Origin of the sequence: uncultured Serinicoccus sp., assembly GCF_947500995.1 — a bacterium.
Lineage (GTDB): Bacteria > Actinomycetota > Actinomycetes > Actinomycetales > Dermatophilaceae > Ornithinicoccus.
This window is the reverse complement of record NZ_CANMUA010000007.1, coordinates 1-16,994: the sequence shown is the minus strand read 5'-3', so window position 1 is coordinate 16,994 and position 16,994 is coordinate 1. Positions and strand designations below refer to the sequence as shown.

Genomic DNA, 16,994 nt, shown 5'->3' with positions numbered 1-16,994 from the left:
GAGCCGTCCGTCGCCTAGACTTGTCCGGCCATGCCCAAGGAGACCGGACGCAAGCTGATCGCCAGCAACAAGAAGGCCCGATACGAGTACCTCATCGAGGACACCGTCGAGGCCGGTCTCGTCCTGACCGGCACCGAGGTGAAGTCGCTGCGGATGGGGCGGGCCAGCCTCGTCGACGGGTATGCCACGCAGTACCAGGGGGAGCTGTGGCTGGAGGGGGTGCACATCCCCGAGTACACCCAGGGGACGTGGACCAACCACTCGGCGCGGCGGCGACGCAAGCTGCTGCTGCACCGCGAGCAGATCGACAAGCTGGTCGCCAAGGCCGAGCAGGCCGGCCACACCATCGTGCCGCTCTCCCTCTACTTCGTCGACGGACGGGCCAAGGTCGAGATCGCCCTGGCGAAGGGCAAGAAGCTGCACGACAAGCGGCAGACCCTGCGCGAGCGTCAGGACCGTCGCGAGGCGGAGCGGGCGATGTCAGCGCACCTCAAGAAGCACGGCTGAGGCGACGCACCACCACGGACGGGCGGGCGAAGAGCCACAGCCCGGCCAGGGAGAACACCGCGGGCAACAGGTAGACCAGCAGGTTCATGGGCTGGTTGACGAAGGCCAGGACCAGCCCCACCATCGCCGGAGCCTCGATCACCGCCGCACGCAGCACGACGAACGGCTGCACCTGGGCGAGCAGCGGCATACCGCTCTGCCGGGGGATGGGTGCTGCCACGGCCAGCACCCAGGCGCCCACGGTCGCCAGGCCCACCACGAGCAGCTGCCACAGGGCGGGGGTCTCCAGGCGGGCCCCGATGAGCACCAGGACCACGGCGAGCATGACGAGCCCACCCCCCATCGCGGCGACGACGATCGTCAGCGGACGCAGCGCGTCGCGGTGCTGCTCATCGGCGGACGCCTCGGGGAAGCTCATGCACGGCAGCCTCTCACGTATCTCGGGAATCCCCGTGGTGGTCGAGCCGTTGGACCACGTAGACTCCCTCGGGTCGCCCGGTCTTCCGGGTTGGTTGACAACTGCACAGCGTGAGACACCCCATGGGGGTGATCGGTTTCGACGTTGCACGGCACTTCAGGGGAAGCGGGTCGAGGATGCAAGGTCATCTCGTCAACGCTCCTTGCGAAACCAATAGCTGCCAATTCCAAGCGCAGCGACTTCGCCCTCGCCGCCTGAGCGAGCCCGAAGTCTGTCAGCCTGAGCGCGTCACCGACTCAGTGCCTGGCATCAGCTAGGTGACTTGCTGCGTGATCATGTCGAGGGATCACGTGGGACTTCTACTCGACTGGGCCTGTCAGGGAACGTGTGCGCGCGAGCCCTGGGGCCGAGAAAATCCACAGCGCACTGCACCCGGAGAAGCCCTGATTTCCCGGTAACGGACGCGGGTTCGATTCCCGCCACCTCCACCCACGTGTCTCACGTTGTGCGGCTTGTCGCACCTCAGCCCCCAGAATCCGCATGAGGACGCGGATTTGGGGGCTTTGTGTTGGGGGACGCAGATGGCCGTGTCGAGACACGAAACGCCAAAAAAACTGTCACACAGCTGTCACAGGGGTTGGGTTCGTTGTTCTGCACAAACATCGGTAACTTAGCGGTACGCTTCTCCTGTCGGGAGGAGCATCCGCGTGCCGACGAACTCGAGGCTTCCACGGGGCATCACGCAGTACCGCGGCCGCTACCGGGTGCGGGTCGACGTCGAGGGTCGCACCCACTCCCTCGGCATGTTCCAGACCCTCACGGACGCCAAGGCGGCCCTGCACATCGCCAAGGCCGACGCGGCCCGAGGTACGTTCGTGCCCCCCGGCCCAGCGTCGCGCGGCGCAGCAGTCACAGGCGGTACGGGTCCAGACGGAGGCCCTGACCCTGGGGGAGTGGGCGCAGACGTGGCTGGCGGCTCTCGGGGCGGACCCCCGCCGCTCCCCGGCCACGGTGGTCTCCTACCGCTCGGTGCTCAAGAACCACGTGCTGCCCGAGCTGGGTGAGGTCAGGCTCGTCGACCTGACGACCGAGCACGTCGCCGAGCACCTGGCCGCGCTGGCCCGCCGGCCGTCGCGGCGCCACCCCCGGGCCCGCGTCAACGGCGTCGCACCCAACACGGTGATCGTGCTGCGCTCGATGCTCAACGCGGCGGTCAAGGCGAAGGCCGGGGGACTGGAGCGCTTCGACTTCCCAGCCGCGGCCAAGCACCGACGGGTCCGCCCCGAGGACGACCACGGGGATGTGGCCTCACCGGAGCAGGTACGAGCCATGACTGAGGCGATGCCCGGGCACCTGCAGATCGCCATCCCCCTCGCTGCGTGGTGCGCCCTGCGGATAGGCGAGCTGCTCGGCCTGCAGCGTCGCGACCTCGAGCACCTGGACAACCCGCAGCGAGCCGTCCTCCACGTCCGCCGGCAGTGGAACGTCAAGGCCAACGCCCTGACACCTCCCAAGGCGGACAGCGTTCGATCGGTCGCACTCCCGGCGGCGCTGCTACCCGCCCTGCGCGAACACCTTGACACCTACACCCCCGCCGGCCACACCGCGCCGGTCCTGGCAGGGTCCCGCGGCGCCCGGGTCTCGCAGACTGCCCTCGACAAGGCGTGGCGAGCGGCCCGTGAAGCAGCCGGTCGGCCCGGGTTCCGCTTTCACAACCTGCGGCACACCGGCCTGAGCAAGTACGCCGAGCAGGGCGCCACCCTGGCGGAGCTGCTCCACCGCGGCGGCCACACCGACGTCACCGTCGCCCTGCGCTACCAGCACGCCACCGCCGAGCGCGACCGGGCCCTCACCGATCGGCTGAGCCGCGACATCAGCCTGCCCGCAGGTGTGGCATCTCCCCGCAAGTGAAACACGTGCTGGTGCCCACCTGCGGACCGTCGAGAGCAACCTGAGCGACAATGACTGCGACTCAGTCGCGGGCGGTCGAAGCGTGCCCGCGTCGCAGTGGCCTGGCCTGGAACTCAGGGCCTGCGCCACTCTGTCGAAGCCGATGAGCATTGCCAGGGGTATCGTCAGAAAGTATGGGGACGTCAGCACCAACGACCATTTCCCGATCTCGAAGAAGGTCGGCTATACCCATGAGTGCTATGACGGCCCTTGTCGTCGTTCTTTCAGCGTGCACCCCCGATAGTCCCAGCGTGGATGTCGGCCTACCATCTGAGGCCGGTAACGGTGAGGTCGCCACGACGGCGGGCGGCTCGACGCGGGAGGAGTTCTTGGCCGAGCTCGCGGTCATGTACGGGATCGAGGATCCCCCTCCTGTGGAGGTGGTCCGCGAAACGACCCCCGGGGGTGACGGGCTGCGGCTGATTGGTGAGTGTCTGCAGGAGCGAGGCTGGCCCGTGGACATCGAAGACGGCGGCATCTTCATCCACGAGGTCCCGGTCGAGCAACAGGACGCTCTGGACCTCGATCAGTACATCTGTGATGCACAGTATCCGGTGGCCGCCGAGTACACCGATGTGTCCGTGGAGCAGTCTCTGACGGCTCATTACAAGTATCTCGTCGAGGAGTACGTGCCGTGCGTGGCAGAGTTCGGCATCACCGTGAGCACGCCTCCGTCGTTGGAGACCTACCTGGCCGAGCAAGGTATGGGGTGGGTCCCCGGGGCCGAGGTCTACGACCAGACTGTGTCAGGTGACGTCAAGTGGTCCAAGGTGGAGGACCGCTGCCCACAGAATGAACCCCTCGGATAATCGACACGAGGCCAGCGCCGGCCTGTGACAAGATCGGTGAATGAGCAGGCGGAAGATGCCTAAGAGTGGTGTGGGGACCGCCACCGGGTCAAGCTTGGCGGTCAAGATCACCGGGATCGTGATCGTCACTGCGTTCCTTGCCTCGTGCACGCCAGCCTCGGAGACCGACGTCGCTGCGCCGTCGAGTGATGATCCGGATGATCGCGGTGTCTCACGTGAGGAACAGATGCGGTCTGTGGCGGAGATGTATTCGGTGCCGAGCGAGCTGCTTCCTGAGGACGTCGAGCTGGTGCGGTATGTGACACCGGAGGAGCAGTTCGACCTCATGGCGGACTGCCTCGAGCAGGAGGGGTTTCCTCCGATCCGCGAGGGGGGCGAGATCTCCTACATCCCGGGGGAGGACCAGATGATGGCCTTCGCCGTGGCGACCTACGTGTGCGTGGGCCGGTACCCGATCGATTTCGCCTACACCCAGCCGTTGACGGAGGACCAGTGGGCTCGGGTGTACGAGCACCAGGTCGAGGTGACGGTGCCGTGCATCCGCGAGCTCGGGTACGAGGTCTCTGATCCGCCGACGTTGCAGACGTTTCTGGACACCGGACCGGAGTCCCGGTGGAATCCGGTGCGGGAGGTGGAGCAGCAGGTCACCGAGGACGCTCTGTCGACCGGTCGGTGGGGCTCTTTCGAGGAGTTCTTGGACGCGTGCCCGCCCTCCCCTCCAGCCGACGAGCTCAGGAGCGGCAGGTAAGGCCCGGGGAGGCCAGGGACAGGTGTGTTCGGGCCGGATCAGCAGACCGGATCCAATGTAGAAGGGAGGTCGTCCTTCGTTGCGAAAGGCGTCTCTTCTACAACAGGTCGCTTCTGTTGACCTGCGTTCCGAAACCTAGGGCTACTTCATCCCGCGCAAAACGTACCCCAGGTGCTGTTGCCGAAGTCCTTGTACCTAATCTTCGACTTCGACCAGGCGCCGTTGGAACTGTACCAGCCGGTATAGTGCGCAGAATACCGATACGTAGTGGCGTTGCTCGTGCTCTTGTACCCGTGAGCCTGGTTCCCAGGGTTCATCTGTGTCGTAAGACTCAAGGTTCTTCCGTCAGAGCATTGCGGCCAGTTGGGGCTCCAGTTTGTCCAACTTCCGGCCGCTTGTGCCGGAACTGCCGTTCCGAAGGCAAGAGCAGCCGCGGCTGAGCCACATGTCAGCCATTTCCAAACTTTGCGAGACATCATCGTCGTCATCTTTCTATCTGCGTATCGAGACTGGATTAGTATACGAATATGCGCTGAGTCAGTGCATTTGTTCCCCTCACTCGGTGGCCATAGCCTTGCTCATCAAGGTAGTGTAGGTCGCATGGAACGTCAAGGGGTGTCAGTAGTGTCTTTTCTGGCCGCGCTCGTCCTAACAGGCTGTGGAGCAGGGAGCGTCGGTCCCGGGGGCAACCAAGATGACAACGGTGCCGAGAGTATTGAGATGATCCGTCCCGTGTCAGCCGAAGAGTTGCCTGAGACTTTGGCCACCTGCCTCCAGGACGCCGGCTTCCCCCCATCAGGCATAGCAGAGGATGGCAGTAGGGAGTATGGGCCGTTTACTGAGGCTCAAGACGAGGATTTCATGCGTGCGGACGAAATTTGTAGGGTACAGTATCCTTTGGAATTTGACTATGCCCAAGATGCAACGGCCGATGATTGGAGAAGGGTTTACGATCACCAAAAATTGGTGTGGGTGCCATGCATGAAGAAAACGTTCGGCATTGACCTGGGGCAGATGCCATCCGAAGAAGCATTTCTTGCTAATCCCACCTGGGTTGATGCTGAGCGTTTCAACCTCGAGTTACAGCAGGCTGTGACTGACGGATTCTTGGACCACATGAACGCGTGGGTGACTCAATGCCCGGACTTGCCATCCCTCGATGATTCCGAAGCAACGGAGTAGCGCGCGGTGCGCCGAATATCCGCCATTCTCCTGACGCTTGTGCTTGTGGTAGGCGCGGCGGGCGCGGGGTGGTGGGCGTCGCGGGCGACGTTGCCGGACAGCTCGGTGGGCGAGTCGAGCTCGCCGGTCGGTGAGGTGGTGTGGGGTGAGGTGGTGCCGGGTTCGGTGGGGCGGTCGTTGCCGTTGTCGACCACGGTGCGGCAGCCGGTGGGGGTGGTGGCGGTGAACGGGTTGTCGGGGGTGGTGACCTCGACGTCGCCGGGCCGGGTGGAGTCCGGTGGTGTGGTGTACGTGGTGGGGCGGACACCGGTGCGGGTGGTGCAGGCGGGAGAACCGTTCTGGCGGGAGCTGTCCCGGGGCGTGGAGGGGGATGATGTGGCCGCGTTGCAGGAGTTGCTGGTCGCCGGGGGGTACCTGGAGGCTGGGGCCGATGGTGACTTCGGTCAGGCGACCGAGGATGCGGTGCAGGCATGGCAGGAGGAGCAGGGGTTGCCGGAGTCCGGGGTGGTGGGTCTGGGCGAGCTGGTCGCGGTGCCGCAGCTGCCGACGACGGTGTCCCTGGGGGAGTCGGTGGTGGTGGGGGGTCAAGTGTCCGGCGGGGAGGACGCGGTGCTGGCCCCGACGGGGGAACGGGACTTCGTGCTGGTGGTGACCGCGGAGCAGGCCCGGTTGATCCCGGCCGAGGCGACCGTGGAGATGAGCTTCGAGGACCGGGAGTGGACGGGCGTGATCGCCGGGTCGAGCGTGGATGCGATGACGGGGTCGACAGAGTTCGAGCTGACCGCGCCGGGTGGTGGGCCGGTCTGCGGAGAAGACTGCGGGGTGCTGCCGGGGGATGAGCAGGTGACGGTGCGCTCTGAGGTGGTGGTGGTGCCGCGGGTGGAGGGGTTGAGCGTGCCGTCGGCGGCGGTGCGGACCCGCGCGGATGGCAGCGCGTACGTGGTGACCGAGGACGGGCAGGTCGAGGTGGTGGTGGCCGGCTCGGGGCAGGGTGTCGCGATCGTGGAAGGTGAGGGGCTCGTGGAGGGGTTGCGGGTGCTGGTGGCCGGGGACCCGGTGCAGGCACCGGGTGATGGTGGCGATGAGACCGGGGGAGGGTGAGCCGTGCTGGCCCTAGGTCGAGGTCACCTGGGCATCCCGCCCCCTCTACACCCTCATCTGTGAAGAGCCGGTGAAGATTTGGTCAAATCGACCGGCGACTCCTTGACGTCGCAAGCGAATCGTGTATTTGATATCACATGATCAGAAACAACCGATTCACTCGAACCACCGCGACTGCTACGTCTGCAGCTGCATTACTGTTGGGTCTATCCGTCTTGGCGACACCTGCCCAAGCGGATACTTTGAGCAAGAGCGAGCAGGGCACAGTCACCGCAAGCTACTGTAGTCCTCGCGTTCCGTATTCTATAGGTAACACCTATGGCCAGATCGGGCACAAGTCTCCTGGGGGAACTTTCCGTTTCTATTCCTCTACCGGCTGGACGACCAGAGGGTATTATGGACCTGGTGGTACCTGGAAAGTTGAGGTGAACGAACAGTATTATTCGATTGTCAACGAAACGAACACCTACGGAACTTGCCGCAGTGTCTGAGGGTTGGATCAGACCGCGCGTCTGCCGGTGCCGAGAAGATGCTTAGAAAAAGGCACGCTCTTCGGTTCTCAGCGGTTATAATTGCGTTTGCACTCGGGGGTTGCACGCAGCAAGATGAGAATCTCTCCAACGAGCATGCTTACGCAGAGTTCGCGGGCAGTCTTCGCATCTACTACACCGATATGGCGAAGTGCATGACCGAACAGGGCGTGCCGATGCGAGTAATGGAAACGGGAGACGGTATTGAGCCCGCTGGGAGAGACACAGACCAGATTGCTAACGCAGCTCAAAGCGCGTTTGAAACGTGTGATGGAGTCGTCGGGGGGCATCCGCCGATGCCGCCCCCGCCAACACGAGCGGAGCTTTCAGAATACTACGAGCTGCAGTTGGGAGTCGTCGACTGCCTACGTGAGAATGGTTTTGACACCACTGAACCTCCAAGCTCTGAGGTGTACGTAGAAACTTACTTGGCCAGCCTTGGTGGAGGTGGATCGCCGCCGTGGGATCCGTATACCAGTCTTGGACAGGATGGCGTGATGGAAGCGTTGGAGACGTGCCCTCAGCCGCCTTTGGAGCAAGTGTTCGAAAACTAGATGGAGCTCGCGCACGTTCGAATCTAGCCATTGCTGCCCTTAATACGCTGGGTGAATTTCCTGGCGGGTTCATTGATTTTGGGGCGTCTTGTCTGCCCTGCTCAGTGGAGGCGCCCGGAGTGTGGGTAAGACTGGCTGCGTCGTCGCCTCCTCGACCAAGCTTCGAGTCAGACAGGTTAGTCGGGGCGGTGGTACGACGTGTGCGCCTAATGACTGACAGACAGGCACCTGTGATGTGACGTGAAGTTAAATGACCGTTCCGTTCTATGACCAAGAGTAGTAGGCTCTTGCGGCTACCAGGCCAGTCTGCCGCCACTTCGCACCTCGACTCCAGTTGACTCCCTGTAGTGGATCAGCGCGGCCAGTCGCTCTTGCTGCGGGAGCGGTTCGACGTCTCAAAGACGTCACCCTTGAACGAGCTAGCGGTTCGCGCAAGGAGATCCGAAGGAAAATGTGGGACCGCTCCAGTCAGCCGCATAGACAGCCTCGTGAACACCGCCAGAGGGCTTACGACAAAGCAAGACATAGCTGTGGTCTGAACCGGCCAGCCACGGGGAGCGCTTGTAACCTCGTGGGCGAGGTTGCGACATCCGAGGGCAGGCCGCTGAGGTGCCCAAGGCGTCTGTTGACGGCTTCGGAGGGGCCATTGCTCGTGTTGGAGCCGCTCGGAGTAAGCCAGAGGTGAGAGGATCCGTGGATGGTGAGGGATGGGGGCGTCGGTCGGCGCGCATGGGGTGTGGTGCTGGTGTTTGTGCTGTGTGTGCTGGTGGGTGGCGCGGGGTGGTGGGCGTCGCGGGCGACGTTGCCGGACAGCTCGGTGGGCGAGTCGAGCTCGCCGGCCGGTGAGGTGGTGTGGGGTGAGGTAGTCCAGGGGTCGGTGGGGCGGTCGCTGCCGTTGTCGACCACGGTGCGCCAACCGGTGGGGGTGGTGGCGGTGAACGGGTTGTCGGGGGTGGTGACCTCGACGTCGCCGGGCCGGGTGGAATCCGGTGCTGTGGTGTACGTGGTGGGGCGGACACCGGTGCGGGTGGTGCAGGCGGGAGAACCGTTTTGGCGTGAGCTGTCCCGTGGTGCGCGCGGTGAGGACGTGACCGCGTTGCAGGAGCTGCTGGTCGCTGGGGGGTACCTGGGCGTTGAGGCCGATGGTGACTTCGGTCAGGGCACGGAGGATGCGGTCGAGGCGTGGCAGGAGGAGCAGGGGTTGCCGGAGTCTGGGGTGGTGGGCCTGGGGGAGCTGGTCGCGGTGCCGGACCTGCCGGCCACGGTCACGGTCGGTGAGGTGATCAGTGTGGGGGCCCAGGTGTCGGGTGGTGAGGACGCGGTGCTGGCGCCGACGGGTGAGCGGGACTTCGAGGTGGTGGTGAGCGCGGAGCAGGCTCGGTTGATCCCGGCGGAGGCGACCGTGGAGATGAGCTTCGAGGGCCGGCAGTGGACGGGGGTGATCGCGGGGTCGAGCGTGGACGAGTCAGGGTCGACGGTGTTCGAGCTGACCGCGCCGGGCGGTGGGCCGGTCTGCGGAGAAGACTGCGGGGTGCTGCCGGGGGATGAGCAGGTGACGGTGCGCTCTGAGGTGGTGGTGGTGCCGCGGGTGGAGGGGTTGAGTGTGCCGGCGGCGGCGGTGCGGACCCGCGCGGATGGCAGCGCGTACGTGGTGACCGAGGACGGGGGGGTGGACGTGGTGGTGGCCGGCTCGGGGCAGGGTGTCGCGATCGTGGAAGGTGAGGGGCTCGTGGAGGGGTTGCGGGTGCTGGTGGCCGGGGACCCGGTGCAGGCACCGGGTGATGGTGGCGATGAGACCGGGGGAGGGTGAGCCGTGCTGGCCCTGGAGGGGGTGTCGTTCGCCTACGCGAGAGGTGCGGAGGAGCTGTTCGGGGGGTTGTCCCACGTGTTCACCCCGGGGGTGGTGACGGCGGTGACGGGGCCGTCGGGGCGGGGGAAGTCGACGTTGTTGTACGTGCTGGGGTTGATGCTGACCCCGTCGCAGGGACGGGTGCTGCTGGGCGGTGAGGCGGTCTCTGCCGCGCCGGATGCGGTGCGTGCGCGGGTGCGGGCGCACCGCATCGGGTTCGTGTTCCAGGACGCGGCGTTGGACCCGACCCGGACCGTGCTGGACTCGGTCATCGAGCCGGCGTTGTATGCCGGGTGGCGGCTGGGCGATGCCCGGGCCCGCGGGTCGGGGTTGCTCGAGCAGATGGGGGTCTCGGCGCGGGCGGGTCACCGGCCGGGGGAGATCAGCGGTGGGCAGGCGCAACGGGTCGCGGTGTGCCGTGCCCTGGTGACCGACCCGGTGGTCGTGCTGGCTGACGAGCCGACGGGCAACCTGGACCGGGACAACGCCGCCGGGGTGCTGGCCGCATTGTCCGCAGCCGCCGGCGGCGCCGACCAGGCCGCAGAGAGTGCCGATAAGGGGGCAGGCTCGGGCCCCGACAGGGGGACTTCCGAGGGGCGGACGGTGGTGATCGCCACGCACGACCCGTTCGTGCTGGACCATGCCGATGAGGTGCTCGCGCTGTGAGGTGGGTGCTGGTGGTGCGGGAGGCGGCCGCGACGGCGTGGGCGTCCAAGGTGCCCTCGGCGTTGGTCGGGTTGCTGGTCGCGGTGATGTGCGCGGCGACGATCGCGACCGTGGGGCGCACCGCCGCCGCGGAGCAACAGCTCACCGACCGGTTGGACGAGGCCGGGTCGCGGGTGTTGGCCGTGGCGGACGCCCGCGGCGAGGGTCTGCTGCCGGCGACAGTGGTGGACCAGGCCAGCACCCTGTCAACGGTCGAGCGTGGGGTGGGGACCCTGATCCCGGTCGATGTCGTCAACGGGGTCATTGGGCAGGGCGGGACCCGGGTGCCCGCGTGGGGTGTGCACGGTGACCTGACCGCGGTCGCCGACCTGCAGGCCGGGCGCTGGCCCGGCCAGGGGGAGGCGATCGTCACCGACACCGCGATGACACAGCTCGGGATGGCCGACCCGTTCGGGTGGGTCGCGTTGGCCTCGACCAGCGAGGTCGACGACTGGTCGGTGGTCGGGACGTTCACCCCGCGGGACCCGTTCGGTGACTACGCCGCGGGGGTGCTGTACGTCGCGCCCGCCGACCAACCGGTAGACACTCTGCAGGTGGTGCTGACCGACGCATCGGCAGCGCAGGTCACCCAGGCCAGTGTCCTGGCGCTGGTCGACCCGCCCACCCCGGACGCGGTCACCATCACCTCCCCCGTCTCGTTGGCCGACCTGCAGGCCCAGGTCACCGGTGACCTAGCCGCGTTCGGCGCGACCCTGCTGCTCGGGGTGCTCGGCGGCGGGGCCCTGCTCGTGGCGATCGTCGTCCTGGCCGATGTCCTCGTCCGCCGCAAGGACCTCGGCCGCCGCCGCGCCCTGGGGGCCACCCGGGCCACCATCATCACCCTTGTCATCGGCCGCACCCTCGCCCCCGCCATCCTCGGCGCCGCCCTCGGAGTCGCGGCAGGCCTGGCCCTGGCCGCCCGCCTGGGCCAGGACAACATTCCCCCAGCCGACTTCACCACCGGCACCGCCACCCTCGCCCTCATCGCCGCGACCACCGCCGCCATACCCCCCGCCCTCTACGCCGCCACCCGAGACCCCGTCCGCATCCTCCGCACCCCATGACCCGGCCATTTTAAGCCATGGGCCATAGTGCCCGACATCTTGAACATGCTTCGTGTAAGGGTTATGGGGCTCTTCGTCTTCGAGGGTGGGGTGAGGGCGGCGCGCCGACGCGCTGGGTGAGGCCGGGACGGGTCGAGGTCCCCGATGATCAGGGGACTCTTACCTCTCCTGATCTTCAAGGACCTCGACGTGAATCAGCCTACGTCGTGCTGCCATGCCCTGGGCACCGGCGGCGCGTACTGCCACAACTGCGACCTGCTCGCCGGGCTGGACGGGCTGGACGGGCTGCACGTAACCGACGTCGGTCGGGAGCCCGAGTTGCTCACCGTGACCATCGAGTCAGCCGCGGAACCGGCGGGGTGCCCGGGCTGCGGGACGGTGGCCGAGGCGCACAGCCGGCGGGTGGTGCGGTTGGTCGACGCGCCCTGTTTCGACACCCCGGTCGTGCTGCTGTGGCGCAAGCGCCGGTACCGGTGCCGCGAGGACGCCTGCGAGGTGCGGACGTTCACCGAGCAGGTGCCTGACCTGGTGCGCCCGCGCGGGCTATTGACCACGCGGGCGGCGCGGTGGGCGATCGCCCAGATTCGCTCCGAGCACGCCTCGGTGCAGGGTGTGGCCCGTCAGCTCGGCGTTCGGTGGCGCATCGTGTGGTCGGCGATCAAGCCGATCCTGGCCGCCGCGGCCGATGACGAGACCCGCTTCGCCGGGCTGTCCACCCTCGGCGTGGACGAGCACGTGTGGCACCACGTGTCCACCAAGGCCCCCGAGGACGGTGGCCGCGGGCCCAAGGAACTGACCGGCATGGTCGACCTGACGTGCGATGAGAACGGGCAGGTCAGGGCACGTCTGCTGGACCTGGTCCCGGGCCGGTCGAAGAGGGCGTGCACCGGCTGGCTCACCCAGCGCGGGCAGGACTTCGCCGCTGGCGTCGACGTCGCCACCCTCGACCCCTTCCAGGGGTACAAGAGCGCCATCGACGACGAGCTCGCCGACGCGACCGCGGTCCTGGACGCCTTCCACGTGGTCGCCCTGGGCACGAAGTGCGTGGACGAGGTGCGGCGGCGGGTGCAACAGGACACCACCGGCCACCGCGGCCGCAAAGGCGACCCGCTGTACGGGATCCAGACCATCCTGCGCGCCGGCGCTGAGAACCTGACCGACAAGCAGCGCGCCCGGATCGAGCGGGCGTTCGCTGCCCGCCCTGAGCACGAGGTGGTCGACCTGGCCTGGCAGTGCGCCCAGCAGCTGCGCGCCGCGTACAAGCAGGTCGACAAGGCCGAGGGCCGCAAGATCGTCGAGCGCATCGTCGACTCGTTCCCCTCCTGCCCGATCCCCGAGATCGCCCGCCTGGGCCGGACCCTGCGCACGTGGAAGGAGGCATTCCTGGCCTACTTCGACACCGGCGCCACCAACGGCGGCACCGAGGCCATCAACGGCCTCATCGAGCTCCACCGACGCATCGCCCGAGGCCTCACCAACTTCGAGAACTACCGCCTACGCATGCTCCTCATCGGCGGCGGCCTGAACCTATGACCCCACCCTCAAAGACGAAGAGCCGGTTATGGCCGCGTGTTGGTAGCCCTTCCTCTCCGGGGCGGGGCGACGGCAGCGCCTCGACGGGCTGCGAGGTACGGAGCGTGGAGGTCACAGACTATTGAGAGCTCTGTCTTACCCTAATGGCGAACATTTCTTGTCGGTTGTCGCGCCTCCGCCCGAGAACAAATTGGACCACACGCCACCGTTCCGCGACAAGCACCCCTCGTGCATCGTAGCCATCAACTCGCAGGTCGCTGGACGGGTGTACAGAGATGATGCACCTATGTGAAGTGTGGCTCTTCACAGATGAGGGTGTAGAGGGGCGGGCGCGTCGTTCCGAGGGTGAGTGTCGAGGTCTTCCGATGATGGGGGTTCCTACGCCAGCCACCCGGAAGACGATATGCCCGACGCTACCTTCACGCGCCCTGACCTGACCACTTTCACCGGCCTGGACGACCTCGGCCTGGAGGTCACCGGGCAGCTGCTTCAATCTGACCGTGCGGTGCTGGCCTGCCGGGTCGTCGAACCGAACGACTGGTGCCGACGGTGCGGGTGCCGGGGCGTCCCGCGGGACACCGTGACCCGGCAGCTGGCGCACGAGCCGTTTGGGTGGCGCCCGACCACGCTGATGGTCACCGTCCGCCGCTACCGGTGCGCCGACTGCGGGCACGTGTGGCGCGAGGACACGGCCGCCGCGGCGGCGCCGCGGGCGAAGATCTCCCGAACCGGCCTGCGCTGGGGTCTGGTCGGCATCGTGCGCCAGCACCTGTCGATGGCGCGCGTCGCCGAGGGGCTGGGGTCTGCTGGAACAGCGCCAACGACGCCGTCCTGGCCGAAGGACAACGCCTCCTCATCGACCACCCCGCACGCCTGGACGGCGTCCGCGTGGTCGGCGTCGATCAGCACGTGTGGCGGCACACCCGCAAGGGCGACAAGTACGTCACCGTGGTCATCGACCTCACCCTGGTCCGTGACGGGACCGGGCCCTCCCGGCTGCTGGACGTGGTCGATGGCCGCAGCAAGAAGGCGTTCAAGGGCTGGCTGGCCGACCGTGACCAGGCCTTGCGGAGGGGCATCGAGGTCGTCGCGGTGGACGCCTTCTCCGGGTTCATGACCGCCACCACCGAAGAGCTTCCGGACGCGGTCTCGGTCATGGACCCCTTCCACGTGGTGCGTTTGGCCTGTGAGGCCCTGAACGAGTGCCGGCGCCGAGTCCAGCAAGAGCTACACGGCCACCGCGGCCGCAAGGGCGATCCGCTCTACTCCGCGCGACGGACCCTGCACAGGCGCCGACCTGCTCACCGACCGCCAGCAGGAGCGCCTCGACGGGCTGTTCGCGAACGAGCGGCATGTGGAGGTCGAGGTCACCTGGGGCATCTACCAGCGGATGGTCTCCGCCTACCGGGACGCCGACCGGGCGCTGGCCGTATCGAGATGCGCTCGGTCATCGACGCCCTCACCGACGGTGTACCGGCGCCGCTGGTCGAGCTGCGCAAGCTCGGACGCACCCTGGCCAGGCGCGTCTGCGACGTCCTGGCCTACTTCGACCGGCCCCGCACCAGCAACGGACCTACCGAAGCCGTCAACGGTCGACTCGAGCACCTGCGTGGCCTGGCCGTGGGCTTCCGCAACCTCACCCACTACATTGCCAAAGCGATCCTCGAGGCCGGCAGATTTAGAACTCAACTACACCCTGGATTGTGAAGAGCCGTGAATGTATCAGCCTCACGCTTTTGGGGAGGCGCAAAGTGAGCGCTAGAGAAGGCCGTCGAATCGCCGATCTCTCAGTCACATAGACACCATGAGAAACTAGATGACAACCCCTGAGCCATAGGCGGCGCCGCTGACCGCATGATGACGCCCGCTGGCAGTTGTCCAAGCAACTGCATATCCTGTCGGGTGAGCGGCGCCATGGGCGGGCCCGGCTGCAGGCCAGCTCAGGTCCAATCCCACTCGTTGCCCATCGGTCACTGTTGTTTCGTGTGATAGCTTACGGATCCGCAGGACATTCATCCACGTAAACGGTATTTTCGCTGGCCCAGCGACCTTCGTCAACGTCTGCCAGAACCTGCTCCATAGTTGACGCCCGAGGGTCCCACGCAACGCCAGCAACGAACGACTCTCGCGTCGGAGGTACATCGACTGAGTATCCAAGTTTTTCTAAACATGGGATGGTTTCAGTGACCCAGTGGTCGTATAGCGAACCACGGCCCGCTTCATCTAGGGCCCCTTGAAAGTCCTCACCGATAGGGTAACGAGCGTTGCACGTGTACACCGCGAGATAGAACGAGTCGCTCTGGCTTTGAGGCACTTCCCAGTCTAAGTAACCTGATTCGGGATCCGAGACCGCGTAGCCGAATTCGGACATGCAACTCCGTACTGCGTCCACCTGCTCTTCAGGTGACACCTCACGAACGACCTCGACTGACGGCGGGTCATCGATGCCCAGCGACTTGGCGTAATCTTCCAGTTCGCTTCCTCTGCTGTCGACTTGTACTCCGGTGGCTCCTGCCGGACTGTCTGAAGATGCGCACCCTGAGATGACCAGAGCGCCGAGCGAGCAAAGCGCTGTGGAGGGCCAGAGACGTAAACGGCGAGAGACGCGCACCCTAAGACCCGGGTGCTCAGTACGGTGTGCAGAAGGCGGCAACGGACGGTAGGCTTATCGAAGCGTAACCGGAAGCGTTCCCCATCCTATATGACTGTGACAATCCAGCCTTGCTGGTTGCCCTATAAATTGCGTAACTGTCAAAGTATGGAAGTTGCCTAAACTTCACGACACCACCCTGGAAGTCGTAAATGCGGTGATTCTGATATCCTTGGTGGTACCCTTGTATTGCGGCATTCTGATTCGTGGAGCAGTATTGTGATCCCGTGTACTCCGTGACAGCCTGAGCAGATGGAGCGCTCGCTACAGTAAGAACGGCAGCGCACGCGAAGCCCACGATTTTGCGCTTCACGTGCATGATCCCCTCCAGTTTTCGTTGAGTACTGCCAAGGCTATGGGTTATGAGTCCGCGCGTCAAGCGTCTGGAGGTTTTCGCGGAGATCTAGTCCGCATAGTGCATGTCCTGCGCTCGCCAAGTTCGTCCAAGCCGTCTCGCTTAGAACCAGCTGTTGGCCCTGGTGGCCCGCTCGGCCTCGAGCTGGCCTGTTCCCTATCCCTGCCTCAAGGACCCCATGTACAGGCAAAGGCCCAGGGCCGCGGGTTCGAAGAGCTCCTGGTTCATGTCTGCCCGCTGCAGATCAGTGAGGGGAGGGAGCAGTCTGGTGACATCGACGTAGCGATCACGCTCCACATGAGCTTCTTCTCTGAGGTACCCCCACGCCCATCCTCATCGATTGTCGAATGGGGTCAGCGACCGATGATCAGAGTTCCGTCGGCAGCAGTGGTACTTCGGGCATCGGGCAGGGCCCTTGGAGGACGGCGATGTACTGCCTGGTGGAATACGTCCGTGGAGCGGTGGGCATGATGCCCGCCTGCGAGTTCCCGGACCTGCTCCGGTCTGTCCTCGACGCGTTCACCAACGGCCAGCGAGCCGAGGCTCGGGCCGCCTTCGCTGCACTCCTCCCCTTGGTGCTCTATGGGTTGCAGCAGGGACCCGCCTGGGCCCTGCACAAGGAGGTCCTGGTGGCACGCGGTCTCAATCCCCGCTCCCGCTGCATGTAGACCGCAGCGGTCGGGCGACTTGGCCGAACGGTCACAGACCGGAGCGAACGTGCGTGGTTCGAGTCCCTTCACGTCCACCTAGATGAACGGGCCTTGACCAGCGCAAACGCGTGTCAGGGCCTTCGCTTCGACCCGATCGTGCATCTTGCGTGCATCTTGTCGACGTCGGGGCTACTTGGGGCCAAGGTTCGTACGGGCCCCCCGCCGAGACCATGACACTTGTCGCGTAGTCCGTGCTGAGCCAAAGCTGCAACTACGCGACGACCGCCGAGCCCCTCCATAGCGGCGGGAGAGGGTCAAGTCCCGGGTAGTGGTGTAGCGCTGTGCTCCTTCGACAGGGGTTGTCAGGCGGTCAGCGCGGGTAGGGCATC

The 16,994-nt window shown here is 65.8% G+C and carries 12 protein-coding genes and 1 other RNA gene; 12 read left to right on the top strand and 1 reads right to left on the bottom strand.

The window, feature by feature from the left end; all coding sequences use genetic code 11:
- Positions 1-30: 30 nt before the first annotated feature.
- Entirely contained in the window at positions 31-507 is a 477-nt protein-coding gene (smpB, locus tag Q0967_RS11550) for an SsrA-binding protein SmpB (RefSeq protein ID WP_298750336.1), read from the top strand.
- Here smpB and Q0967_RS11545 read toward each other — a convergent pair.
- A complete protein-coding gene (locus Q0967_RS11545) occupies positions 491-925 on the bottom strand; it encodes a hypothetical protein (RefSeq protein ID WP_298750334.1) in 435 nt (144 codons plus the stop codon). The two genes, smpB and Q0967_RS11545, sit on opposite strands and share 17 nt — an antisense overlap.
- A 124-nt stretch (positions 926-1,049) precedes the next feature.
- Between Q0967_RS11545 and ssrA the strand changes: the two genes are divergently transcribed.
- The 11 genes from ssrA to Q0967_RS11490 all read left to right on the top strand — a co-directional run bounded on the left by ssrA (position 1,050) and on the right by Q0967_RS11490 (position 14,657).
- Positions 1,050-1,416: a transfer-messenger RNA gene (gene ssrA / locus Q0967_RS11540) on the top strand.
- 196 nt (positions 1,417-1,612) lie between these two features.
- Positions 1,613-2,836: a tyrosine-type recombinase/integrase gene (locus Q0967_RS11535; protein WP_363321990.1), complete on the top strand. Its 1,224-nt coding sequence runs from the start codon at positions 1,613-1,615 to the stop codon at positions 2,834-2,836.
- 290 nt (positions 2,837-3,126) lie between these two features.
- Positions 3,127-3,684 (top strand): hypothetical protein, encoded by a 558-nt coding sequence (locus tag Q0967_RS11530; protein WP_298750331.1) that lies wholly within the window; start codon positions 3,127-3,129, stop codon positions 3,682-3,684.
- 40 nt (positions 3,685-3,724) lie between these two features.
- Positions 3,725-4,432 carry a hypothetical protein gene (locus Q0967_RS11525; protein ID WP_298750329.1) on the top strand — a complete coding sequence of 236 codons (708 nt, stop codon included), beginning with the start codon at positions 3,725-3,727 and terminating at the stop codon, positions 4,430-4,432.
- 720 nt (positions 4,433-5,152) lie between these two features.
- Complete coding sequence (locus Q0967_RS11520; protein WP_298750327.1) at positions 5,153-5,614, top strand: hypothetical protein; 462 nt, start codon at positions 5,153-5,155, stop codon at positions 5,612-5,614.
- A gap of 45 nt (positions 5,615-5,659) precedes the next feature.
- A complete protein-coding gene (locus Q0967_RS11515; RefSeq protein WP_298750325.1) occupies positions 5,660-6,715 on the top strand; it encodes a peptidoglycan-binding domain-containing protein in 1,056 nt (351 codons plus the stop codon).
- 1,781 nt (positions 6,716-8,496) lie between these two features.
- Complete coding sequence (locus tag Q0967_RS11510) at positions 8,497-9,609, top strand: peptidoglycan-binding domain-containing protein (protein WP_298750323.1); 1,113 nt, start codon at positions 8,497-8,499, stop codon at positions 9,607-9,609.
- A 3-nt stretch (positions 9,610-9,612) separates the two neighbouring features.
- Positions 9,613-10,314 (top strand): ABC transporter ATP-binding protein, encoded by a 702-nt coding sequence (locus Q0967_RS11505; protein WP_298750321.1) that lies wholly within the window; start codon positions 9,613-9,615, stop codon positions 10,312-10,314.
- Complete coding sequence (locus tag Q0967_RS11500; protein WP_298750318.1) at positions 10,311-11,417, top strand: FtsX-like permease family protein; 1,107 nt, start codon at positions 10,311-10,313, stop codon at positions 11,415-11,417. Before Q0967_RS11505 ends, Q0967_RS11500 begins: the two co-directional genes overlap by 4 nt.
- A gap of 285 nt (positions 11,418-11,702) precedes the next feature.
- Positions 11,703-12,950: an ISL3 family transposase gene (locus tag Q0967_RS11495; RefSeq protein ID WP_298750853.1), complete on the top strand. Its 1,248-nt coding sequence runs from the start codon at positions 11,703-11,705 to the stop codon at positions 12,948-12,950.
- A gap of 540 nt (positions 12,951-13,490) precedes the next feature.
- On the top strand, positions 13,491-14,657 hold the full coding sequence (locus tag Q0967_RS11490; RefSeq protein WP_366942544.1) for an ISL3 family transposase: 1,167 nt from the start codon (positions 13,491-13,493) through the stop codon (positions 14,655-14,657).
- The last annotated feature ends 2,337 nt before the right edge of the window (positions 14,658-16,994 follow it).